Annotated in this window: 17 protein-coding genes and 1 tRNA gene; 13 read left to right on the top strand and 5 right to left on the bottom strand. The window is 70.4% G+C overall.

Features of this window, described 5'->3' with window-relative positions; genetic code table 11:
* The first annotated feature begins 33 nt into the window (after nucleotides 1-33).
* From tsaB to FHP08_RS06175, 3 genes are read left to right on the top strand one after another with little or no spacing between them, the layout of a single operon-like run.
* Nucleotides 34-885: a tRNA (adenosine(37)-N6)-threonylcarbamoyltransferase complex dimerization subunit type 1 TsaB gene (tsaB, locus tag FHP08_RS06185; RefSeq protein WP_147703444.1), complete on the top strand. Its 852-nt coding sequence runs from the start codon at nucleotides 34-36 to the stop codon at nucleotides 883-885.
* Entirely contained in the window at nucleotides 882-1,493 is a 612-nt protein-coding gene (rimI, locus tag FHP08_RS06180) for a ribosomal protein S18-alanine N-acetyltransferase (RefSeq protein WP_225879048.1), read from the top strand. Before tsaB ends, rimI begins: the two co-directional genes overlap by 4 nt.
* Nucleotides 1,490-2,239, top strand: coding sequence for a uracil-DNA glycosylase (locus tag FHP08_RS06175; protein ID WP_147703443.1), 750 nt, complete (start codon nucleotides 1,490-1,492; stop codon nucleotides 2,237-2,239). Before rimI ends, FHP08_RS06175 begins: the two co-directional genes overlap by 4 nt.
* On the opposite strand, the gene lplT is transcribed toward FHP08_RS06175, so the two are convergent.
* On the bottom strand, nucleotides 2,217-3,479 hold the full coding sequence (gene lplT, locus FHP08_RS06170; RefSeq protein ID WP_147703442.1) for a lysophospholipid transporter LplT: 1,263 nt from the start codon (nucleotides 3,477-3,479) through the stop codon (nucleotides 2,217-2,219). The genes FHP08_RS06175 and lplT overlap by 23 nt on opposite strands.
* Nucleotides 3,480-3,563: 84 nt before the next feature.
* Here lplT and alr point away from each other — a divergent pair, with 84 nt between their 5' ends.
* Nucleotides 3,564-4,646, top strand: coding sequence for an alanine racemase (gene alr, locus FHP08_RS06165; RefSeq protein ID WP_147703441.1), 1,083 nt, complete (start codon nucleotides 3,564-3,566; stop codon nucleotides 4,644-4,646).
* A gap of 3 nt (nucleotides 4,647-4,649) precedes the next feature.
* The gene (radA, locus tag FHP08_RS06160; RefSeq protein WP_147703440.1) at nucleotides 4,650-6,011 is read left to right on the top strand and encodes a DNA repair protein RadA; all 1,362 of its coding nucleotides are present in this window, start codon (nucleotides 4,650-4,652) and stop codon (nucleotides 6,009-6,011) included.
* Nucleotides 6,012-6,042: 31 nt separating this feature from the next.
* Here the strand turns inward: radA and FHP08_RS06155 are convergent, their stop codons facing one another.
* From FHP08_RS06155 to hpnC, 4 genes are all read right to left on the bottom strand, one after another.
* Nucleotides 6,043-7,680: a Na/Pi cotransporter family protein gene (locus FHP08_RS06155; RefSeq protein WP_225879047.1), complete on the bottom strand. Its 1,638-nt coding sequence runs from the start codon at nucleotides 7,678-7,680 to the stop codon at nucleotides 6,043-6,045.
* Between the two features lie 84 nt (nucleotides 7,681-7,764).
* Nucleotides 7,765-9,228 (bottom strand): hydroxysqualene dehydroxylase HpnE, encoded by a 1,464-nt coding sequence (gene hpnE, locus FHP08_RS06150; protein ID WP_187272185.1) that lies wholly within the window; start codon nucleotides 9,226-9,228, stop codon nucleotides 7,765-7,767.
* A complete protein-coding gene (hpnD, locus tag FHP08_RS18410; protein ID WP_187272184.1) occupies nucleotides 9,225-10,073 on the bottom strand; it encodes a presqualene diphosphate synthase HpnD in 849 nt (282 codons plus the stop codon). The genes hpnE and hpnD overlap by 4 nt, the downstream gene beginning before the upstream one ends.
* Nucleotides 10,070-10,924, bottom strand: coding sequence for a squalene synthase HpnC (gene hpnC / locus FHP08_RS06145; protein WP_147703438.1), 855 nt, complete (start codon nucleotides 10,922-10,924; stop codon nucleotides 10,070-10,072). The genes hpnD and hpnC overlap by 4 nt, the downstream gene beginning before the upstream one ends.
* Before the next feature lie 226 nt (nucleotides 10,925-11,150).
* Here hpnC and FHP08_RS06140 point away from each other — a divergent pair, with 226 nt between their 5' ends.
* The 8 genes from FHP08_RS06140 to FHP08_RS06105 all read left to right on the top strand — a co-directional run bounded on the left by FHP08_RS06140 (nucleotide 11,151) and on the right by FHP08_RS06105 (nucleotide 22,570).
* On the top strand, nucleotides 11,151-12,221 hold the full coding sequence (locus FHP08_RS06140) for an efflux RND transporter periplasmic adaptor subunit (RefSeq protein WP_187272183.1): 1,071 nt from the start codon (nucleotides 11,151-11,153) through the stop codon (nucleotides 12,219-12,221).
* Nucleotides 12,218-15,280, top strand: a complete 3,063-nt coding sequence (locus FHP08_RS06135; protein WP_147703436.1) for an efflux RND transporter permease subunit — start codon at nucleotides 12,218-12,220, stop codon at nucleotides 15,278-15,280. The genes FHP08_RS06140 and FHP08_RS06135 overlap by 4 nt, the downstream gene beginning before the upstream one ends.
* Before the next feature lie 677 nt (nucleotides 15,281-15,957).
* Nucleotides 15,958-16,042: transfer RNA gene (locus tag FHP08_RS06130), tRNA-Leu, on the top strand.
* A 57-nt stretch (nucleotides 16,043-16,099) separates the two neighbouring features.
* Entirely contained in the window at nucleotides 16,100-17,410 is a 1,311-nt protein-coding gene (gene tig, locus FHP08_RS06125; protein ID WP_147703435.1) for a trigger factor, read from the top strand.
* A 47-nt stretch (nucleotides 17,411-17,457) separates the two neighbouring features.
* Nucleotides 17,458-18,120 carry an ATP-dependent Clp endopeptidase proteolytic subunit ClpP gene (gene clpP / locus FHP08_RS06120; protein ID WP_407703986.1) on the top strand — a complete coding sequence of 221 codons (663 nt, stop codon included), beginning with the start codon at nucleotides 17,458-17,460 and terminating at the stop codon, nucleotides 18,118-18,120.
* 20 nt (nucleotides 18,121-18,140) lie between these two features.
* Nucleotides 18,141-19,406, top strand: coding sequence for an ATP-dependent Clp protease ATP-binding subunit ClpX (gene clpX, locus FHP08_RS06115; RefSeq protein WP_147703434.1), 1,266 nt, complete (start codon nucleotides 18,141-18,143; stop codon nucleotides 19,404-19,406).
* A 271-nt stretch (nucleotides 19,407-19,677) separates the two neighbouring features.
* The gene (gene lon / locus FHP08_RS06110; RefSeq protein WP_147703433.1) at nucleotides 19,678-22,098 is read left to right on the top strand and encodes an endopeptidase La; all 2,421 of its coding nucleotides are present in this window, start codon (nucleotides 19,678-19,680) and stop codon (nucleotides 22,096-22,098) included.
* A 199-nt stretch (nucleotides 22,099-22,297) separates the two neighbouring features.
* Nucleotides 22,298-22,570 (top strand): HU family DNA-binding protein, encoded by a 273-nt coding sequence (locus FHP08_RS06105; RefSeq protein ID WP_147703432.1) that lies wholly within the window; start codon nucleotides 22,298-22,300, stop codon nucleotides 22,568-22,570.
* The last annotated feature ends 100 nt before the right edge of the window (nucleotides 22,571-22,670 follow it).

Below are 22,670 nucleotides of genomic sequence, written 5' to 3'. Positions count from 1 at the left end.
CAGTCCCCGAAGGGCCCTAGAATCGCGTTCTCCATGCAACGCGATCCGCTTTCCCCATCTGCCGCTTCGGCGCCGCCCCCGCATGCGGGCGAGGAGGCATGCCTGCTCGCCCTCGCGAGCTCGGGCGCCTGGACCTCGGTCGCCCTGCTGCGGGCCGATGCCGCCGGTGTCGAGTGCGACAGCCTCGCCGAGCCGGCGGGGTCCGACCAGTCGGCGCGCCTGCTGGCGATGATCGGCGAGGTGCTGGGGGGACGCGATGCCGGTTCCCTGAACGCGATCGCCTTCGATGCCGGCCCCGGCGCGTTCACCGGACTCAGGATCGGCTGCTCGGTGGCGCAGGGCCTGGGATTCGCCCGGGGCCTGCCCTTGATCGAAGTCGGCAGCCTCGAATCCGCGGCCTGGCGCAGCCTCAGGCTGGCCGGCCGGCCGCCGGCGCTGGCGCTGGTGGCCAACGATGCGCGGATGGGCGAGATCTACGCCGCGCTGTGCCTGGTGCGCGCGCCGGACGCGGGCGCCGACGCTCCGCTGATCGAAGTGGTGGCCGGGCCGATGGTGTGCCGCCCCGACGCGCCGCCCGCGCCGATGACGCGCGCCGCGCTCGCGGCGACCCGGCCGGACCTGGCCGGCCTCGCGTGGTTCGCGGCCGGCGACGCCTGGCACGGGATCGGGCTGGGCGCGGGCTGGCACGAGGCCTTGGCCGGCCGCGACCCGACGGGTGCCGTCGCCGGTGACGCGCACGCGCTTGCCGAGCTCGCGCTCGGGCTCTGGCGGGCCGGGCAGTGGGTGCCGGCCGAGGCGGCGTCGCCTCGCTATGTGCGCGACAAGGTCGCCCTCGACGTCGACGAGCAGCGCCGCCTGCGCGCGCAGCGGTCGGTCGCGCCATGAGCGCCGGCGTGGGCCAGGGGCCGGGACAAGGACCGGGCGGCAATCCCGGCGGCGCAGGGGTCTGCGATGCGCGCGGCGGGCGGCCCGGCCCGATGCCCGGCGTCCGCGCGCGCCACATGGCGCGGCACGACCTGCCCCGGGTGATCGCGATCGAGAACGAGATCTACTCCTTCCCCTGGAGCCCGGGCAATTTCTCGGATTCGCTCGAGGCCGGCTACGACTGCTGGGCCTTCGACGACGGTTCGGGCGCGCTGGTCGCGTATGCGGTCGTGATGTGGATCCCTGACGAAGTGCACCTGCTGAACCTCAGCGTGGCGGCCCCGCGCCAGCGCCGGGGGCTGGGCCGCGCGATCCTCGAATGGGTGTCGGCCGACGCCGCGCGTCGCGGCGCCCGGGGCATGCTGCTGGAGGTCCGGCCGTCGAACCTGCCGGCATTGCGCCTCTACGAGCGCAGCGGCTTCGAGCGGATCGGCGTCAGGCGGCGGTATTACCCGGCGCCCGACCAGCAGCGCGAGGACGCCTGGGTGCTGTTCAGGCGGTTCGGCGCGCAGGCCGGGCAGGGCGAACAGGGCGGACACGACAGCCCGGAAGTCGGAGGCATGCGGTGAGCGAGTCGCGGCGGCGCGCCTGGGAGGCGCTCGACATCGGTCCCGCCTGGCGGCTGCGCGAGCAGCCCGGCGGCGTCGTGGCGCCCGGCCGGGAGGGCGACGAACCCGTGGGGGCCGTGGAGGTCGCGCGGGCGCTCGAGGGGGGTGGCCCCCAGGGCGCGGGGCCCTCGGCCAGCCTCGACTGGGCCGGCCTGCGCGAGGCGGTCGCCGGTTGCCGTCTGTGCGCGCTCTGCGAGACTCGCCGCAACGCCGTGTTCGGTGTGGGCGACGAGCGGGCTGCCTGGATGGTCGTGGGCGAGGCGCCGGGTGCGGAGGAGGACAAGGTCGGCGAGCCCTTCGTCGGCCGGGCGGGGCACTTGCTCGATGCGATGCTCGCGGCGGCGGGCCGCTCGCGCCGGGAAGGCGTCTTCATCGCGAACGTGCTGAAGTGCCGCCCGCCGGAGAACCGCAATCCGCTGCCCGAGGAGGCCGTGAAATGCGCGCCCTATCTTCTTCGCCAGATCGAGCTGGTCGCGCCGGAGCTGATCCTGGTCGTGGGCAAGATCGCCGCCCAGGCGCTGCTGGACACGGAGGCTTCGATCGCCAGCCTGCGCGGCCGCGTCCATCGCTTGCACGCGGGCGGGTCGGACATTCCGGTGGTGGTGACCTACCACCCCGCCTATCTGCTGCGCACGCCGCTGGACAAGGCCAAGGCCTGGGCGGACCTGAGGCTGGCCTGCAGCCTCAGTGCTTCTGCTCGCCGATGAGCGCGCCCGAGTCGAACCTGCGCTGGTTGGCGCGATGCAGCGCGATCACCGCCACCATCATCGCGGCCACGAAACTCCCGAACATCACGATCACGACGTTGACCTCGAACTCCATGCGCAGCAGCAGCGAGTACAGCCCGAGCATCAGCAGGATGTTCAGGTTCTCGTTGAAGTTCTGCACCGCGATCGAGTGGCCGGCGCTCATCAGCACGTGACCGCGGTGCTGCAGCAGCGCGTTCATCGGCACCACGAAGAAGCCCGCCAGCCCGCCGATCAGCACCAGCAGCGGCCAGGCCGCCCACTGCGCGGTGACCAGCGTCATCATCGGCACGAGCAGGCCCATGGCCACGCCCACCGGCAGCACGCGCAGCGAGTCGCGCAGCCTCACCATCCGGGCCGCCGAGACCGCGCCGATCGCGATGCCCAGCGCGACGACACCCTGGAGCACCGCCGCCTTGTCGAGCGGCATGCCGAGATGGACCCGGGCCCAGTCGAGCACGATGAACTGCAGCGTGGCGCCGGCGCCCCAGAACAGCGTGGTGACCGCCAGCGAGATCTGCCCGAGCTTGTCCTTCCAGAGGATCACGCAGCAGTGGCCGAACTCGACGACCAGCTTCGCCGGATTGCGGTGCTGGGCCGGATAGCGCGCCCCCGTATCGGGAATCCGCAGATTGAACCAGGCCGCCAGCGCATAGCACAGCGCGATGACGAGCACCGCGACCTCGGCCGGCGTCCGAACGCCGGTGTCGACCAGCGGCACGTCGATCGCGAGCAGCGCGCCCGACACGGCAGGGCTGATCAGGGCCCCGCCCAGCACCGTTCCCAGGATGATCGAACCGACCGTGGTGCCCTCGATCCAGCCATTGGCCGCGACCAGTTTCTCGGGGGGCAGCAGTTCGGTGAGGATTCCGTACTTGGCCGGCGAATAGGCGGCGGCCCCGAAGCCGACGATCGCGTAGGCAAGCAGGGGGTGCACCGCGAAGAACATCAGCGCGCAGCCGACGATCTTTACCGCGTTGGTCACCAGCATGACCTTGCCCTTGGGCATCGAATCGGCGAAGGCGCCCACGAAGGGCGCCAGCATCACGTAGGAGACGGTGAAGAAGAGCTTGAGCAGCGGCTTCATCCAGTCCGGCGCGTGCATCTCGATGAGCAGCGCGATCGCGGCGATGAGCAGCGCATTGTCGGCCAGCGACGAGAAGAACTGCGCCGCCATGATCGTGTAGAACCCGCGTTTCATCGGGATACCAAGGTCTCCGTTCCCGCGCGGGTACCAGCCTTCGGGGCGACAGTCGAACGCGCGGCAGCGTTATACCATGCCGCCATGAGCCGACCGATTTCTGCAACTGTCTCCGTCGCCGCGATGCGGCACAACCTGGCCCGGGTGCGCGCGCTGGCGCCTGGCGCGCGCGTCTGGGCGGTCGTCAAGGCCAATGCCTACGGGCACGGACTCGAGGCCGCGCTCGAAGGCTTTCGCGAGGCGGACGGGCTGGCGCTGGTCGAGTTCGACAAGGCCCGCGCGCTGCGTGAAGCCGGCTGGCAGCGGCCCATCCTGATGCTCGAGGGCGCCTTCGACGAGGCCGACGTCGCGCAGGCGGCACGCGACCGGCTCTCGCTGGTGGTCCACGAGCCGCGCCAGGTCGACTGGGTCGAGGCGGCGCGGCCGGCCGAGCCGATCGACCTGCACCTGAAGTTCAACAGCGGGATGAACCGGCTCGGTTTCGACGAGGCCGGCTTGCGCCAGGCGCACGCTCGACTGTCGGGCTTGCCGGGCGCCGGGGCCATCGCGCTGGTCACCCACTTCGCCAACTCCGACCTGCCCGGCGGCGCGAACGCGGCGATCGCGAGCTTCGAACGAGCGACGGCCGGCCTGGCCGGCGAGCGCTCGCTGGCCAACTCCGCGGCGGTGATCGCCGTGCAGCCGGCGCATCGCGACTGGGTGAGGCCGGGCATCATGCTCTATGGCGCGTCGCCCTTCGCCGATCGCAGCGCGGCCGATTGCGGCCTGAAGCCAGCGATGAAGCTCGTCTCCCGGCTGATCTCGGTGCGAACGCTCGCCGCCGGCGAGTCGGTGGGCTACGGCTCGACCTTCACCGCCGATCGGCCGATGCGCGTGGGCGTGGTGGCCTGCGGCTACGCCGACGGCTATCCGCGCCATGCGCCGACCGGCACGCCGATCGCGGTCGCCGGCCGGCGCACCCGCACGCTGGGCCGCGTGTCGATGGACATGCTGGTGGCCGACCTGGGGCCCGTGCCGCAGGCGCGCGCGGGCGCCGAGGTCGAGCTCTGGGGCGGCGGCGTGGTGGACATCGACGAGGTCGCGGCCTCGGCCGGCACGATCGGCTACGAGCTGATGTGCGCGCTGGCGCCGCGGGTGACGCTGCGCGTCGATCGGGCGGAGCCCTGAAGCGTGGCCCGCGCGAAGACTCGTCACGTCTGCAGCGAGTGTGGCGGCGAGGCCCCCAAATGGCAGGGCCAGTGCCCGCACTGCGGCGCCTGGAACACGCTGCTCGAGACGCTGGCCGAACCCGCGGCCAAGGGGCCGCATCGCTACCAGTCGCTTGCGCCGACCCAGTCGGTGGTCACGCTCGACGCGGTGCCTGCCGAAACGGTCCAGCGCCTCGGCACCGGCAGCGAGGAGTTCGACCGCGTGCTGGGGGGCGGGCTGGTCGAGGGCTCGGTGGTGCTGATCGGCGGCGACCCGGGCATCGGCAAATCCACGCTGCTGCTGCAGGCGCTCGCGCACCTGTCGGCGAGCCGCGACGTGCTCTACGCGTCGGGCGAGGAATCGGCGGCGCAGATCGCGCTGCGGGCTCGCAGGCTGGGGCTCGACGGCGCGCGGCTGCCGTTGCTGGCCGAGATCGAGCTCGAGCGGATCGTCGGCGCGGTCGAGGAGCGGCGGCCGGCGGTGGTGGTGGTCGATTCGATCCAGACGCTGTACTCCTCGCAGTTGCAGTCGGCGCCCGGCTCGGTGGCGCAGGTGCGCGAATGCGCAGCCCAGCTCACGCGGCTGTCCAAGCAGCTCGGCGTGGCGGTGGTCATGATCGGCCACGTGACCAAGGAGGGCACGCTCGCCGGGCCGCGCGTGCTCGAGCACATCGTCGACACGGTGCTCTATTTCGAGGGCGACACCCACTCGTCGCACCGGCTGGTGCGGGCCTTCAAGAACCGGTTCGGCGCGGTCAACGAGCTGGGCGTGTTCGCGATGACCGATCGGGGGCTGCGCGGCGTGTCCAATCCGTCGGCGCTGTTCCTGTCGCAGCACGACCGGCAGGTGCCCGGCTCCTGCGTGCTGGTCACCCAGGAAGGCACCCGGCCGCTGCTGGTCGAGGTGCAGGCGCTGGTCGACACCTCGCACGTGGCCAATCCACGGCGGCTGGCGGTGGGCCTGGAGCAGAGCCGGCTGGCGATGCTGCTGGCCGTGCTGCACCGGCATGCCGGCGTGGCCTGCTTCGACCAGGACGTCTTCATCAACGCGGTGGGCGGCGTGCGGATCGGCGAGCCGGCCGCCGACCTGGCGGTGATGCTGGCCATCGTGTCCTCGCTCGAGAGCAAGCCCTTGCCGCGCGGCCTGGCGGTGTTCGGCGAAGTCGGCCTGGCGGGCGAGATCCGGCCGGCGCCGCGTGGCCAGGAGCGGCTGCGCGAGGCGGTCAAGCTCGGTTTCTCCCGGGTGCTGATCCCGAAGGCCAACGCGCCCAAGAAGCCGATCGAGGGACTGACCGCGGTGGCGCTCGACCGGGTCGACGAGGCGATCGCGGCGGCCTGGGGCTAGGGGTCTGGGCGGCAGAGTGCCGCCCAGGCTCCTAGGCAGGACTCGGCGGCGGACGCCGGCGAGTTGCCGCGCGCTGCTTCGCGCCGCGTCCCTCGGACAGGTAGTGGCAGATCCGCGAGACGTGGCCGCCGATGCGTTCCAGCCAGCGGAAGGCATCGGTGCGGGTCAGGGCCTGCGCCGGGCTCTGGGCGCCCGGCAGCGCGCCGGCCAGGGCCCCGTGCCGCATCCGGTGCGACAGCGCTTCGAGCGCCTGGGCCTCGCGCGCGATCTGCGGCACCTGCTGCCCGAGATCCGCGAGGGCCAGTCCCTGTCGCGCCAGATCGAGGATCAGGCGCGTGTTCGGCATGGCCCATTCGTATGCGGGCTCGGACAGGTCGACACGCGCCCGCGCCAGTTCGTCGAGTCGGGTGCGCAGCCGCAGCAGATGGTCGATCGCGTGCAGCTGCGCGACGCGTTGCGCGGAGCCGGCCTCGTCGCCGGCGGCGAGCTCGATGCGGCTGACGAAGTCGTAGACCGCGTCGAGCACCTGGCCGGCCTGCGCGAGGCGCCTGCCGGTGTCATCGACATCGGCGCCCGACAGCATGCCGTCGTACAGCGCGAGCAAATGCGCGGCGATCGCCTCGAGCGACCGCTGCGACGCTTCGAGCGCCACTGCGGGGATCGCCAGCATCGAGTGGTCCAGCCGCTCGGTGAGCACCTCGCCGCGCGCCGGCAGCAGGCGCTCGACCAGGCGGGCGAAGGGATGCGCGAAGGGCAGGAGCAGCACGACGCCGACGGCGATGAACAAGGTGTGGAAGGCGGCCAGGCTCATGGCGCCCGCCTCGAGCCGGACATGGACTTCGAGCCATTCGATCGCGGCGAGGAAGACCGGCAGCAGGGCGATCGCGACCAGGCCGGCGATCAGGTTGAACAGGACGTAGGCCAGCGCGGTGCGCTTGGCGTGGACGGTGCCGGCGATCGCCACCAGCGCGCCGGTCAGGGTGGTGCCGATGGCCGCGCCGACAACCAGCGCCGCGGCCTGGTCGAAGTTGATGGCTTGCGCATGCAGGGCGGTCAGCGTGGCGGCGATCGCAGCGGTCGACGACTGCAGCAGCGCGGTCAGCACGAGCCCGATCGTCATCGTGGCCAGCCTCTCGCGCACGCCGCCTACCGGCAGGCTGGCCAGGTCGAAGATCGAGGCGAGGCCGCGCATGCCCTCCTGCAGGGCGGCCAGACCGGCGAACATCACGCCGAAGCCTGCCAGCGCCAGGCCCAGCCCGGCCCAGCGGCCGCGCGCCAGCAGCTTCATCAGCGCGCCGAGCCCGATCATCGGCATCGTGTAGAAACCCAGGTTCACCTTCAGCCCCAGCCCCGCGACGATCCAGCCGGTGGCGGTGTTGCCCAGGCTTGCGCCGAGCAGCACGCCGATTGCCTGCGGGAAGCTGACCAGGCCGGCACTGACGAAGCCGATCAGCGTGACCGTGGTGGCGGTCGAGGACTGGGCCACTGCGGTGGCCAGGGTGCCCGACGCGAAGGCCTTGGCCGGCGTCCCGGTGAAGCGGGCCAGCGCCTGCTTGATCGTATGCCCGCCGAAGCTCATCAGGCCATCCGTCAGCAGCATCATTCCGATCAGGAACATGCCGAGCCCCCCGAGGAAGGGGAAGAGGATTGCCAGGCTTGAACTATCCAAGTGGGAACTGCCGAAGGGGTCGTCCGTCGAAGAAGTCCGGCACCGGCGAGACCGCCGGGGCGCGGCGAAACGCAGGCTTCGATCCTATACGACGGTGCCTGGCGCCGTGCGGGCGTCCAGGATTCGCAGTGCGGTATCGGTGCCGCTGCGCACCGCGGCCTCCAGCGTCGCCGGGTAGTCCGGCCAAAGCCAATCCCCGGCCAGCCAGAGGCCGGGGGCCTGCCGGCGCAGTTGGTCGGCGCCGAGGCGCGGTCGATCGGGCGTGCAGCGGAAGGTCGCCCTGCGTTCGGTCACCAGTTTCACCGCGGCCGGAGGTGGTCCGCCGAAGGCTTCGGCGAGCTGCGCCGACACGCCCGCGACGACCGCCTCCGGGGTCAGCGCGTCGAGCCGGCTCGCCACGCTGATCACGATCCCGGCCAGGCGTGCCGGGCCGGGGCGCGCGCCGGCCGGGGCCGGCCCCGGCTCGAGGGGCGAGAGGGTTTCGGGAAGCGGGAGGGTTTCGAGCGGCGACACGGTTCCGCGGTCGAAGAGCCACTGGCCGTGCCGGCAACGGCCCTCGTCCTCGTCCAGCAGGCTCCACCGCGGCAGGGCCGGCGCGGCGTTTGCCGGCCAGAGCGCCCAGGCGGTCGCGATCGGCTCGGGCGCGAAGTCGCCGATCGGGCCGGGCGGGATGTCGGAGGCCTCGAGCAGCCTTGCAGCCGACCAGGGCGCCATCGCGAGCACGGCCTGGTCGAATTCGCCGTCGTCGATGCGCCACCGAGCGCGGCCGGTCGCGGGGTCGGCGCGCGCCTCGAGCCGGCGCACCGGGGTGCGGAAGCGTATCGACGCGCCGAGCGCCCGCAGGCGCTCGACCGCCGGTTCGGGCAGCAGCCGCCCGAGCGGCGCGTGGGGGGTCACGAAGTCCGAGGCCCGGCGATCGGCGCCCAGCGTGTCGCGCAGCACCGCGGCGAAGCTCGCCGCGCAGGCCTCGCCGGGCAGGGTGTTCAGCGCGCCGATGCAAAGCGGCGCCCAGAGACGCGCCACCAGCGCCGGCGGTTGCCGATGGCGTGCCAGCAGCGCAGTCACGGTTTCGCCGGCGACGCCCCGCCAGTTGGCGCGGCGCAGCTGCAGCATGAGTCGCAGCGTCGCGCGGCGCGCGCCCGGGCCGAGCCCTCGCGCGGTCGCAAGCGCCCACGCCAGGTGCAGCGGCGCCGGCAGCCGCGCGGCGCGCATCCGCAGGCCCGCCGGCGAGCCGAGCGAAAGCGGCGCGCGACCGAGCAAGGCGCCGGCGCCCAGGCGCTCGATCAGCGCGAGGGTCTCGCGGTAGGCGCCCACGATCAGGTGCTGGCCGTTGTCGATCTCGAAGCGGCCCAGCGGCGTCGCCAGCTCGACGGTGCGGGCGCGACCGCCCGAAGTCGGGGCGGCGTCGAACAGCGCGACCCGCCGGCCGGCCTCGGCGAGCCGGAGCGCCGCGGACAGGCCGGCCCAGCCGGCGCCGACGACCGCGATCCGGTGCCCCGCGGCGGGCTCGCCGCCGACGCTCGCCGGGCTGTCGGTGTCCCGGCTCACACCCGTGGCGGGCGACCGCCCACGAAGGTGCGCCAGGCGAGCCAGAGCTTGCGGATCGGCGTGAGCGAGGTGCGCCGGTCGAGCACCAGGAATCCGTCGTGCTCGATCTCGGCCAGCAGCGTGGCGTAGATTGCCGCCATCATCAGTCCGGGACGCTGGGCCCGGCGGTCGGCCTCGGGCAGCGCCGCGAAGGCGCGCCGGTAGTGCTCGCGCGCGCGCGCCGCCTCGAAGCGCATCAGCGCGGCGAAGCGCTCGCTGTGCTTCGCTGCCAGGATCTCGTGCGCCGGCACCTCGAAGCGCTGCAGGTCCTCGATCGGCAGGTAGATGCGGCCCTTGCGGGCGTCCTCGCCGACGTCGCGGATGATGTTGGTCAGCTGGAAAGCGAGGCCCAGTTCGTGGGCGTAGTCGCGCGTGCCCGGCTCGGTCGCGCCGAAGATGTTCGCGGCCAGCTCGCCGACCACGCCGGCCACGCGGTGGCAGTACAGCCGCAGGCCTTCGAAATCGAGGTAGCGGTTCTGCTCGAGGTCCATCTGCATGCCGTCGACGATCTCGAGCAGCTGCCGCCGGCCGATCGAGAAGGCCTCGAGGTGCGGCGCGAGCGCGCGGCTGACCGGATGCTGCGGGTCGTTCGCGAACAGGCGCTCGACCTCGGCCCGCCACCAGTCGAGCCTGGTGCGGGCGACCTGGGGATCGGCGGTCTCGTCGACCGCGTCGTCGACCTCGCGGCAGAAGGCATACAGCGCCGTGATCGCTCGGCGCCGCTGGGCCGGCAGGAACAGGAAGCTGTAGTAGAAGCTCGACCCGCTTCGGGCGGCCTTGTCCTGGCAGTATTGATCGGGGGTCATCGGTCGGTTCGCCACCAGAGCCGGACCAGCGCCGGCGCGTCGCGCCAGCCCAGGGCAGGGCGCGCGGCGAAGGGGTCGTGGCCGTCCGCCGCCAGCCTGTCGAGAATGCGCAGGCCGCCGGCGATGATCGCCCGAAGCTCCCAGCCGAGTCGCCTGGGCACCCTGGGCACCAGCGAGGCGCCGGATTCTAGCAGCCGGCGCGCGCGCAGCGTCTGGTCCCCCAGGAAGGCACGCAGCGCGGGCGACGCCTGCCCGTCGGCCGAGGCCGCAGCGATGTCCGCCTCGCCCAGGCCGGCCGCCGCCAGCTCGTCGAGCGGCAGGTAGAGCCGGCCACGCTGCCAGTCGATCGCGGTGTCCTGCAGGAAGTTGACCAGTTGCAGCGCGGTGCAGATCTGAGAGGAGGGCGCCCGGGTGTCGTCGCGCCACGCGTCGAACAGGCGCAGCACCAGTTCGCCCACCGGGTCGGCCGAGCGCCGGCAGTAATCCTGGAGCGACGCGAAGTCCGGATAGCGGATGGTGCTCACGTCCTGGCGGAAGGCCGACAGCAGGGCCTCGAAGGGCTCGGCCGGCAATCGGTGCGCGAGCTGGTGGGGGCGCAGCGCAGCCACCACCGGGATGGCCGGCGCGGGGCTGCGAAGCGCGGCCGCGAGCGCGTCGAGTTCGGCGATCCGCTGCGCCGGCGGCGCGTCGCCCTCGTCGGCGACATCGTCGGCATGCCGCGCGAAGCGGTAGATCGCGGCAATGGCCGGTCGCAGTCGCGCAGGCACCAGCAGCGAGGCGACCGGGAAATTCTCGTAGTGGTCGACCGAACTGATCGGACTGGCGGGGGCGTCGGCGGCGGGGGATGGCATGGGCGCCATTCTAGGTCCCGTCGGGCTGGTGCTCGCGCGGGCCGGGCAGGGCGCGTGCCGGGCACGGCGCGTTGACGGCGCCCTGCCGGCGCGGCGATAATTAATGACTCTTGCGTCATTTAATTGACGGGCCATCCGGCGGTAGGCTCCGCGCCCTCCGCAGGCGCCCGTCTTCTCCCCTCGATCGGCCCGCCTGTCCGGTGCTCAGACCATGCTTCGAACCCTGTTGCTCCTCCTGACGGTCGCCGCGACGACCCTGGCCGGCTGCGACCGGCAGGTGCCGGTCCGGGAAGAGCGCGCGCGCCCGGTGCGCACCGTCGTCGTCGAAGCTTCGCGCACTTCGATCACGCTGGAACTGCCCGGCGAGGTGCGTCCGCGGGTCGAGACCCGCTACGGCTTTCGGGTGGGCGGCAAGATCGCCGAACGCCTCGTATCGGTCGGCGACCGGGTGCAGCCCGGCCAGCGGCTGGCCCGGCTCGATCCGCAGGACGTCGCGCCCGCCGTCGCCGCGGCGCGCGCGCAACGCGAGGCTGCGCTCACCGACCTGAAGCTGGCCAGGATCGAGCTCGCGCGGCTGAAGGAGTTGCGCGGCCTGAACTACGTGAGCCAGGCGCAGGTCGACCGCCAGCAGGCGCAGACCGATTCGGCCGAGTCGCGGCTGCGCAGCGCCGAGGCCCAGCTGGCCCAGGCCGCCAACTCGGCTGCCTTCCAGTCGCTGGTCGCCGACGACGCGGGCGTGGTGACCGCGATCGAGGCCGAGGCAGGGCAGGTGGTCGCGGCCGGGCAGCCGGTGGTGAGGGTGGCGCGCACCGGCGAGATGGAGATGCTGGTCTACGTGCCCGAGGCCGACCTGGCCAACGCGAAGGGCGCCCGCGAGTGGCAGGTGGCCATCGCTGCGCTGGGCGACCGGCTGATCCCCGCCACGGTGCGCGAGCTCTCGCCGGTCGCCGAACCGGCCTCGCGCACCTACCCGATGCGCCTGAGCCTGGGCGGCGACCTGTCCTCGGTGGCGCTGGGCATGACCGCGACCGCGCGCGCGGTGCGCGAATCCGGCGAGGCGATCGTGCTGCCGATGTCGGCGCTCCACGCCACCGGCGAGACGCCGAAGGTCTGGGTGGTCCGCGAGGACCTGACGGTGCGATCGGTCGAGGTCGGCACCGGCGGGCTGCTCGACGATACGGTGCGCATCGTGTCCGGCCTGAAGCCGGGCGATCGGGTGGTGACCGCCGGCGCGAACCTGCTGCGCGAGGGCCAGCAGGTCAGGCTGGCCGACGACCAGTCCGGAGCTGTCCGGTGAGCGCGGGTCACTCGGGCGAGCATCGCTTCAACCTGTCGGCCGCGGCGCTGCGTTTCCCGCAGCTGACCCTGTTCTTCCTGCTGGTTGTGGCGATCGCCGGCACGCTCGCCTACCTGCGGCTGGGCCAGAGCGAGGATCCCGACTTCACCTTCCGGGCCATGGTGATCCGCACCATCTGGCCCGGCGCCACCACCGAGCAGGTCGACGAACTGATCACCGACCGGCTCGAGCGCAAGCTGCAGGAGACGCCGCACTTCAAGTGGACGAAGAGCTACTCGCGGCCCGGCGAGTCGCTGATCGTGCTCGAGCTGCAGGACATCGCCCCGGCGAAGGAAGTGCCGCAGATCTGGTACCAGGTGCGAAAGAAGGTCGGCGACATCCGCGCGACGCTGCCGCAGGAAGTCGTCGGACCCTTCTTCAACGACGAGTTCGGCGACGTCTTCGGCACGATCTACGCCTTCACCGGCGACGGCTTCAATCACGAGGAACTGCGCCGCGCGGTCGAGGACGTGCGCCAGGAGCTGCTGCGCATCCGCGACGTGCAGAAGATCGAGCTGTTCGGCGTGCAGGACCAGCGGGTCTTCATCGAGATCTCGCCGCGCACGCTGGCCACGCTGGGCATCGATCCGCAGCGCATCGCCTCGGAGCTGCAGGCGCAGAACCTGGTCGCGCCGGCCGGCACGGTGCAGGGCGAGAGCAGGGCGGTGCCGATGCGGGTCACCGGGCAGTTCGACACGGTGCGCGAGATCGAGTCGTTGCGGCTCGCGATAGACGGCCGCCAGATCCGGCTGGGCGACGTGGCGCGCGTCTTCCGCGGCTACGTCGATCCGCCCGTCTACACGATGCGCTTCGGCGGCCGTCAGGCGATCGGCCTGGGCGTGTCGATGGCGCCGCGCGGCGACGTGATCGCGCTGGGCCGCGCGCTCGAGGACACGATGGAGCGGCTGAAGGGCGACCTGCCTGTGGGCATCGAGTTCGCCAAGGTGTCGGACCAGCCGAAGATCGTGCGCAGCGCGGTGGGCCTCTTCATGACGGTGCTGGCCGAGGCGGTGGCGATCGTGCTCGCGGTCAGCTTCCTGAGCCTGGGCCTGCGCGCCGGCAGCGTGGTCGCGCTGACCATCCCGCTGGTGCTGGCCGGCACCTTCGTGGCGATGGCCTGGTTCGGCATCGACCTGCACCGGGTGTCGACCGGCGCGCTGGTCATCGCGCTCGGCCTGCTGGTCGACGACGCGATGATCGCGATCGAGATGATGTCGCGCAAGATCGAGGAGGGGCTGGACCGTTTCTCGGCGGCCACCTTCGCCTACACCAGCACCGCCTTCCCGATGCTCACCGGCACGCTGGTGACCGCGGCCGGCTTCCTGCCGATCGCGACGGCCAAGTCGATGACCGGCGAGTACACCTTCAGCATCTTCGCGGTGGTCACGATCGCGCTGCTGATCTCCTGGGTGGCGGCGGTCACGGTCACGCCCTTTCTCGGCAACTGGCTGCTGAAGGAACGCGGCGGCCATCACGAAGTGTTCGACACCCGCTTCTACCGGCGGCTGCGCGCGTTGATCGACTGGTGCATGCGGCACCGGTGGACGACGATCGCGGCCACCGTGCTGGCCTTCGCGCTGGGCGTCGTCGGCATGGGCCTGACCGAGAAGCAGTTCTTCCCGACCTCGAACCGCACCGAGATCCTGGTCGAGATGTGGCTGCCCGAGGGCGCGAGCTACCGCGCCACCGAGGCCGAGGCGAAGCGCCTCGAGGCGCTGCTCGCCGAAGACCCGGACATCGCGACCTACGTGGCCTATGTGGGCAACGGCTCGCCGCGCTACTACCTGTCGCTGGACCAGCAGCTGTTCCGGCCCAACTTCGCGCAGTTCGTGATCCTGACCCACGACGTGGAAGGCCGCGACCGGGCGCTGCCGCGCATCCGCGAGGCGCTCGACGAGCGCTTCCCCGGCGTGCGCGCCCGCGCGTTCCGCACGCCGCTCGGCCCGCCGGTCGCGTATCCGGTGCAGTTCCGGGTGCTGGGCGACGATCCCGCCCGGCTGAAGGCGATCGCCGCGCGCGTCGCGGAAGTGGTGCGTTCGGATCCGCAGACGATCGACTCGCATGCCGACTGGGGCGAGCGCTCGCCGGCGGTGCGCATCGCGGTGGACCAGGACAAGGCGCGGGCGATCGGGCTCAACTCGGCCCAGGTCGTGCGCTCGCTGGGCGCCTCGCTGTCCGGTGCCACGATCGGCCAGTATCGGGAAGACGACCAGCTGATCGACGTGGTGCTGCGCGCCCCGCCCGGCGAGCGCGCCTCGCTGGCCGGTCTCGCCAACCTGCAGGTGCAGACGGCCTTCGGCCGCTCGGTGCCGCTTTCGCAGGTCGCGACGATCGCCGAGGTCATGGAGGAGCCGATCATCTGGCGGCGCAGCCGCACGCCGGTGATCACGGTCAGGGCCGACATCGTGGAAGGCGTCCAGGCCCCCGACGTGGCCGCCCGGATCGATCCCTTGCTGGCCCCGATCCGCGCCGAACTGCCTCCCGGGTACCGGATCGAGCTCGGCGGACCGGGCGAGGACAACGCGCTCGCGCAGGCCGCGATCGCCGCCGGCGTGCCGATGATGCTGGCGGTGATGATGGGCCTGCTGATGATCCAGCTGCGCAGCTTCTCGCTGGCCTTCATGGTGCTGGTCACCGCGCCGCTGGGCGTGATCGGCATCGCCGCCGCGCTGCTCGTCTTCGATCGTCCCTTCGGCTTCGTTGCCACACTGGGCGCGATCGCGCTGGCCGGCATGATCATGCGCAACACGGTGATCCTGGTCGACCAGATCCGCCAGGACATCGAGGCCGACATCGCGCCCTGGGAAGCGGTGCGCGAATCCACCGTGCGGCGCTTCCGTCCGATCAGCCTGACCGCCGCCGCCGCGGTGCTGGCCATGATCCCGCTGTCGCGCGACGTGCTGTGGGGCCCGATGGCCTTCTCGATCATGGGCGGGCTGATCTTCGCGACGGTGCTGACGATCCTGTTCGTGCCGGCGCTGTACGTGACCTGGTTCCGCATCAAGGCCGCTGCCGCCTGATTCGGCCTGGGGCCCGGCTGCTTGGGCGCGCGAGGCGGTAGGGTGCCCCGGCATCGGGTGGGACGACGCGGCGCGCTTCGCGCGCTTCCCTCCCCTCCTTCGGAAGCGGCCGCGTCCCACGCGGCCCTTCCTCGTCGGGTCGGCGCGTCGTAAGCACCCGACCTCCGGGACACCCGACACCGCCTCGTGGCCACCTTGCTGCGTGCGCCCAGGCGGGACAGGCTCTCGCGGAACGGGGTTCGCTGGCGACGGTGCGGTGGGTGGTCACCGGCATTGTGTGCGAGAACATGAAGCCGCCATTCCGAGACGCGATGAGGGCATCAGGCGAAAGGGCCATGGGGCCATGGGGCGATTGGTACATGGGGTCGCCGTTCGCGCCGAGTTTCCGCAGGTGTTTCCTCCAGCCGTCAGTGAAGGGCAATCTTGCCTGCCCGCGACCGTGACGACGGTGCCCGGCGGCGAAGGGTGGTGCGGTTTCCGGGAACTTAGGACGCGCCGACCCGACGAGGAAGGGCCACCGGGGCGGCGGCCGCTGCCGAAGGAGGGGCGGGCAGCGCACGAAGTGCGCCGCGTCGTCGTTCCCGGAAACCGCACCGCCCCTCGCCGCCGCCCTCCCCGAAGAGCGGGCAGGCAAAAAGGCCCGCAGCGCCCTTTCGTTTAGAATGTCGCGCTTCGCCGCGGCCGTGGCGGAATTGGTAGACGCACCAGGTTTAGGTCCTGGCGCTGCAAGGCGTGTAGGTTCGAGTCCTATCGGCCGCACCAGCGCAGACGGCGCCGCCGCCGCGCCGCCCACCCCCAGATGCTTTGGAATCCTCTCTGATGGCAACTCAAATCGAATCGACCGGTCAGCTCGAGCGCAAGCTTCAGATGGACGTGCCCTTGGCCGACGTCAATCGCGAGGTCGGTGAGCGGCTTCGCAAGCTGGCCCGCACGCTGAAGATGCCGGGCTTTCGCCCCGGCAAGGTCCCGATGAAGATGGTCGAGCAGTCCTACGGCCCGCAGGTGCACGCCGAGGTGCTCGGCGACGCCGTCAGCAAGGCCTTCGGTGCAGCCGTCGAGGAGCATGGCCTGCGCGTGGCCGGCCAGCCGCGCATCGAGGGCCGCGAGGGCGCCGGCGAGGACGTGCTGGGCTTCACTGCGCACTTCGAGGTCTATCCCGAGGTGCAGATCGGCGATGCCGCCACGCTCGAGATCGAGCGGGTGCGCTGCGCGATCGGCGATGCCGAGATCGACAAGACGATCGACATCCTGCGCAAGCAGCGGGTGACCTGGGAGCCTGCCGAGCGCGCCGCGCAGGACGGCGACCGCGTCACGATCGACTTCGTGGGCAAGCTCGACGACGTCGCCTTCGAAGGCGGCACCGCCAGCGACTTTCCCTTCGTGCTCGGCGAGGGCCGGATGCTCGCCGACTTCGAGACCGGCGTGCGCGGCATGATCCCCGGCGCTTCGAAGACCTTCCCGGTGGCCTTCCCCGAGGACTACGGCTCGAAGGATCTGGCCGGCAAGACCGCGCAGTTCGAGGTCACGCTCAAGCAGGTCGAGGCGCCGAAGTTGCCAGAAGTGAACACCGAGTTCGCGACCCAGCTGGGCGTGCCCGGCGGCGACCTCGAGAAGATGCGCACCGACATCCGGGCCAACCTCGAGCGCGAGGTCGGCCAGCGGGTCAGCGCCCGCACCAAGGCCAATGTGATGGAGGCCCTGCCGAAGCTGGCCCGGTTCGAGCTGCCCACCGCGCTGGTGCAGGCCGAGAGCGCCCAGCTGCTCGAGCGCGCCAGGGCCGACCTGCAGTCACGCGGCATGGACCTCAAGCAGTTGCCCGACATCCCGGCCGACACCTTCAAGGAGCAGGCCGAGCGCCGCGTGCGCCTGGGCCTGTTGGTGGCCGAGATCGTCCGCGAGAACGGCCTGGTCGCCAAGCCCGACCAGATCCGCAAGCAGATCGAGGAGTTCGCGCAGGCCTACGAGAATCCGGCCGAGGTCGTTCGCTACTACTTCAGCGACCGCGAGCGCCTGGCCGAGGTCGAGGCGCTGGTCGTCGAGCAGAACGTCGTCGACTGGGCGCTGGGCAAGGCCAAGGTGACCGACAAGGACATCGCTTTCGACGAGCTGATGGCCCAGCAGCAGGGCTGATCCCGGCCAGGGCCCGAACCCGGCGCAACCCGACCACGGAGCGATCCATGACCTTCAACAGCATCGTCGAAGACCTCGTCAACGCGCACCTGTCCACGCGCCAGGAGCCCATGGGCCTCGGCATGGTGCCGATCGTCATCGAGCAGAGCGGGCGCGGCGAACGCGCCTACGACATCTATTCGCGGCTGCTGCGCGAGCGGGTGATCTTCCTGGTCGGGCCGGTCATGGACCAGACCGCCAACCTGGTGGTGGCCCAGCTGCTCTACCTCGAGTCCGAGAACCCGGACAAGGACGTCGCCTTCTACATCAACTCGCCCGGCGGGTCGGTGTCGGCGGGCCTCGCGATCTACGACACGATGCAGTTCATCAAGCCGCAGGTCAGCACGCTGTGCATGGGCATCGCGGCGAGCATGGGCGCCTTCCTGCTGGCGGCCGGCGAGAAGGGCAAGCGCTTCGCGCTGCCCAACTCGCGGATCATGATCCACCAGCCTTCGGGCGGGGCGCAGGGCCAGGCCTCGGACATCGAGATCCAGGCGCGCGAGATCCTTTATCTGCGCGAGCGGCTGAACAAGATCCTCGCCGACAAGACCGGGCAGCCGGTCGAGCGCATCGCGCGCGACACCGACCGCGACAACTTCCTGTCCGCGGAAGATGCGGTAAGCTACGGACTCATCGACAAGGTACTGGTCAATCGGGGCGAAGCCGCCTGAGGCCGGTACGGAACGAGCGCATGTCGGAAAAGAAAGGATCGAGCGAAAAGCTTCTCTATTGCTCCTTTTGCGGCAAGAGCCAGCACGAGGTACGCAAACTCATTGCCGGTCCGTCGGTGTTCATCTGCGATGAATGCATCGACCTGTGCAACGACATCGTTCGCGACGAAGCCCAGGCGGATTCCTCCGCGGGCAGCCAGAAGGGCGGCCTGCCCACGCCGGCCGAGATCTGCGCGATCCTCGACCAGTACGTGATCGGCCAGGAGCGCGCCAAGAGGATCCTTTCGGTCGCGGTCTACAACCACTACAAGCGCCTGCGGCACAAGGCCCGCAAGGACGAGGTGGAGCTCTCCAAGAGCAACATCCTGCTGGTGGGGCCCACCGGCTCGGGCAAGACGCTGCTCGCGCAGACGCTGGCCCGGCTGCTCAACGTGCCCTTCGTGATCGCCGATGCCACCACGCTGACCGAGGCCGGCTACGTGGGCGAGGACGTCGAGAACATCATCCAGAAGCTGCTGCAGAACTGCAACTACGAGGTCGACAAGGCGCAGAGCGGCATCGTCTACATCGACGAGATCGACAAGATCTCGCGCAAGTCCGACAACCCGTCGATCACGCGCGACGTGTCCGGCGAGGGCGTGCAGCAGGCGCTGCTCAAGCTGATAGAGGGCACCGTCGCCTCGGTGCCTCCGCAGGGCGGCCGCAAGCACCCGAACCAGGACTTCGTGCAGATCGACACCACGAACATCCTGTTCATCTGCGGCGGCGCCTTCGACGGCCTCGAGAAGGTCATCCGCAACCGCTCGGAGCGCTCCGGCATCGGCTTCTCGGCCGCGGTCCGCAGCGAGAACGATCGCTCGGTCGGCGAGGTGCTGCGCGAGGTGGAGCCCGAGGACCTGATCAAGTTCGGCCTGATTCCCGAACTGGTCGGCCGGTTGCCGGTGGTGGCCACGCTCGACGAACTGAACGAGGTCGCCCTGATCGAGATCCTCATCGAACCCAAGAATGCGCTGGTCAAGCAATACAGCCAGCTGTTCGCCATGGAGGGCGTCGAGCTCGAGATCCGGCCCGAGGCGCTCAAGTCCATCGCCCGCAAGGCGCTGCGCCGCAAGACCGGCGCGCGCGGCCTGCGCTCCATCCTTGAACAGGCGCTGCTCGACACGATGTACGAGCTGCCCTCCATCCAGAACGTGCGCAAGGTCGTGCTCGACGAGAACACGATCGAAGGCGACGGCAAGCCGCTGGTCATTTACGCCGACGCGCCCAAGGTCTCGGGCTCGAACTGAGCCCCGTGCCGGGGCCGCTCGACGAAAGGCGGGCGACCCGGCCGCGACCGATTCGCAGAAGGGCTTTCGCTTCCTGCGGGTCTCACCGCCCTCGAGAGCCTTCAGGGGCCTTTGCCGGCCTTTCCGGTCCTCCAGGGCGCGTGTTGGGCTCCTCCCCAAAGGCCCCTCGGCCCGCGTGGAGGGTGCCGGGAATGGGCGTATCCTCGTTGCGAACACTTGAAATCCCGCGGGGTGCCGCAACATCCCCGGGACAGTCCGATTGGAGAATTCGATGTCCGAAGAACAGACCCGCGCGTTCGATTCGCCCTTGCCGCTGCTGCCGCTGCGCGATGTCGTGGTCTTCCCCCATATGGTGATCCCGCTGTTCGTCGGCAGGCCCAAGTCGATCAAGGCGCTCGAGTCCGCCATGGAAGGCGGCAAGAGCATCATGCTCGTGGCGCAGAAGAACGCGTCCAAGGACGAGCCCTCCGAGACGGACATCCACCGCATCGGCTGCGTCTCGAACATCCTTCAGATGCTCAAGCTGCCTGACGGCACGGTCAAGGTGCTGGTCGAGGGCGTGCGCCGCGCGCGCATCGTCGACGTCGACGATTCCGGCGCCCACTTCACCTGCACGATCGAGCCGGTCGCGGCGGATGCCGAGGCCAACCCCGAGTCCGAGGCCCTGCGCCGCGCGATCCTGGCGCAGTTCGACCAGTACGTGAAGCTCAACAAGAAGATCCCGCCCGAGATCCTCGCGTCGCTCAACGGCATCGACGATCCGGGCCGCCTGGCCGACACGATCGCCGCCCACCTGCCGATCCGCATCGAGCAGAAGCAGGAGATCCTCGAGACCAACTCGGTGTCCGAGCGGCTCGAGCGGCTGCTTGCGCAGATCGAGACCGAGCTCGACATCCTCCAGGTGGAAAAGCGCATCCGCGGCCGCGTCAAGCGCCAGATGGAGAAGAGCCAGCGCGAGTACTACCTCAACGAGCAGGTCAAGGCGATCCAGAAGGAGCTCGGCGAGGGCGAGGAGGGCGCCGACCTCGAGGAGCTCGAGAAGAAGATCAAGGCCGCCCGGATGCCCAAGGAGGCCCTGAAGAAGGCCGAGGCCGAGCTGCGCAAGCTCAAGCTGATGTCGCCCATGTCGGCCGAGGCCACCGTGGTGCGCAACTACATCGACGTGCTGGTCGGCCTGCCCTGGAAGAAGAAGAGCAAGATCAACAACGATCTTGCGAATGCGCAGAAGGTGCTCGACGACGACCACTTCGGCCTCGACAAGGTCAAGGAGCGCATCCTCGAGTACCTCGCGGTGCAGCAGCGTGTCGACAAGCTCAAGTCGCCCATCCTGTGCCTGGTCGGGCCCCCGGGGGTCGGCAAGACTTCGCTGGGCCAGTCGATCGCCCGCGCGACGAACCGCAAGTTCGTGCGCATGGCGCTCGGCGGCGTGCGCGACGAGGCCGAGATCCGCGGTCACCGCCGCACCTACATCGGGTCCATGCCGGGCAAGATCCTGCAGAACCTGAGCAAGGTGGGCGTGCGCAATCCGCTCTTCCTGCTCGACGAGGTCGACAAGATGGGCCAGGACTTCCGCGGCGACCCGTCCAGCGCGCTGCTCGAGGTGCTCGACCCCGAGCAGAACGCCACCTTCGTCGACCACTACGTCGAGGTCGAGTACGACCTGTCCGACGTGATGTTCGTGGCCACGGCCAACACGCTGAACATCCCGCCGCCGCTGCTCGACCGGATGGAGGTGATCCGGCTGTCGGGCTACACCGAGGACGAGAAGCTCGGCATCGCCCAGCGCTACCTGCTGCCCAAGCAGATGAAGAACACCGGGCTGGGGGCCGAGGAGATCTCCGTGTCCGAGGCCGCGATCCGCGACATCGTGCGCTACTACACGCGCGAGGCCGGCGTTCGTTCGCTCGAGCGCGAGATCAGCAAGATCTGCCGCAAGGTGGTCAAGATGCTCCTGCTCACCAAGCAGGAGAAGAAGGTCAGCGTCACGCCCAAGAACCTCGACAAGTTCCTCGGCGTGCGCCGCTACACCTTCGGCATCGCGGAGAAGGAGAACCAGATCGGGCAGGTCACCGGCCTGGCCTGGACCGAGGTCGGCGGCGAATTGCTCACGATCGAGGCGGTGGCGGTGCCTGGCAAGGGCAAGACGACCTTCACCGGCAAGCTCGGCGACGTGATGCAGGAATCGATCAAGGCGGCGATGACCGTGGTGCGCCGGCGCGGGCAGCGCCTGGGCATCAGGCCCGACTTCCACGAGAAGCAGGACATCCACATCCACGTGCCTGAGGGCGCCACGCCCAAGGACGGTCCGAGCGCGGGCATCGCGATGACCACCGCGCTGGTGTCGGTGCTCACCGGCATCCCGGTGCGTGCAGACGTCGCGATGACCGGCGAGATCACGTTGCGCGGCGAGGTGCTCGCGATCGGCGGCCTGAAGGAGAAGTTGCTGGCCGCGCACCGCGGCGGCATCAAGACGGTGCTGATCCCCGAGGAGAACGTGAAGGACCTCGCGGAGATCCCGGACAACGTCAAGAACCGCCTCGACATCGTGCCGGTGAAGTGGATCGACCGCGTGCTCGAGGTCGCGCTCGAGCGCGCGCCGCAGGCGCTTCCCGACGAGGATGCCGGTGTTTCCACTAGCGCGGTGCCGGCGTCGCCTGCATCGGCTGCCGGAGGCGACGTGGTCACGCACTGACCGGAGGATGCACGCGGCCGACGAACTGCGTCTCCAGAGGGAAAGTCGCCCGGTTCCTGGCTTGACACTGCTTGATCCGGGCGATTAAATACGCGCTCCGCTTCGCCCGGCTCGCTCCTGGCGTCGATACATAGAAAGCCATCGCGCATCGCTCTTCATGCGCTCATTCCATCAAAGTTTCTGAGGTGAGGGGGTTCTAGTGAACAAGTCCGAATTGATCGACCACATCGCGAAGCAGGCTGACCTCTCGAAAGCCGCTGCCGGCCGTTCGCTCGATGCGATGATCGGCGCCATTCGCACCACGCTGAAGAAAGGCGGTTCGGTCACGCTGGTCGGCTTCGGCACCTTCTCGGTCGGCAAGCGCGCCGCCCGCACCGGCCGCAATCCGCGCACCGGCGCAACGATCAAGATCAAGGCGGCCAAGCTGCCCAAGTTCCGTCCGGGCAAGGGCCTGAAAGACGCGCTCAACTGAGAGCGTTTTTTCGAAACCCGCTTTCTTGCGGTGCTCGAAAATCGTATATAATCGCGGTCTTTACGGTTGACGCAGTCAATTCTTGACTCGCTCAATCAGG

It is taken from the genome of Zeimonas arvi, from assembly GCF_008039575.1.
GTDB lineage: Bacteria > Pseudomonadota > Gammaproteobacteria > Burkholderiales > Burkholderiaceae_E > Zeimonas > Zeimonas arvi.
This window is presented reverse-complemented; position numbering and strand designations above follow the sequence as displayed.

Bases quoted from the DNA above. Each gene is read 5' to 3' on its own strand.
- tsaB (WP_147703444.1), top strand. From the start codon at position 34: ATGCAACGCGATCCGCTTTCCCCATCTGCCGCTTCGGCGCCGCCCCCG.
- rimI (WP_225879048.1), top strand. From the start codon at position 882: ATGAGCGCCGGCGTGGGCCAGGGGCCGGGACAAGGACCGGGCGGCAAT.
- lplT (WP_147703442.1), bottom strand. From the start codon at position 3,479: ATGAAACGCGGGTTCTACACGATCATGGCGGCGCAGTTCTTCTCGTCG.
- alr (WP_147703441.1), top strand. From the start codon at position 3,564: ATGAGCCGACCGATTTCTGCAACTGTCTCCGTCGCCGCGATGCGGCAC.
- hpnD (WP_187272184.1), bottom strand. From the start codon at position 10,073: ATGACCCCCGATCAATACTGCCAGGACAAGGCCGCCCGAAGCGGGTCG.
- hpnC (WP_147703438.1), bottom strand. From the start codon at position 10,924: ATGCCATCCCCCGCCGCCGACGCCCCCGCCAGTCCGATCAGTTCGGTC.
- tig (WP_147703435.1), top strand. From the start codon at position 16,100: ATGGCAACTCAAATCGAATCGACCGGTCAGCTCGAGCGCAAGCTTCAG.
- clpP (WP_407703986.1), top strand. From the start codon at position 17,458: ATGACCTTCAACAGCATCGTCGAAGACCTCGTCAACGCGCACCTGTCC.
- clpX (WP_147703434.1), top strand. From the start codon at position 18,141: ATGTCGGAAAAGAAAGGATCGAGCGAAAAGCTTCTCTATTGCTCCTTT.
- lon (WP_147703433.1), top strand. From the start codon at position 19,678: ATGTCCGAAGAACAGACCCGCGCGTTCGATTCGCCCTTGCCGCTGCTG.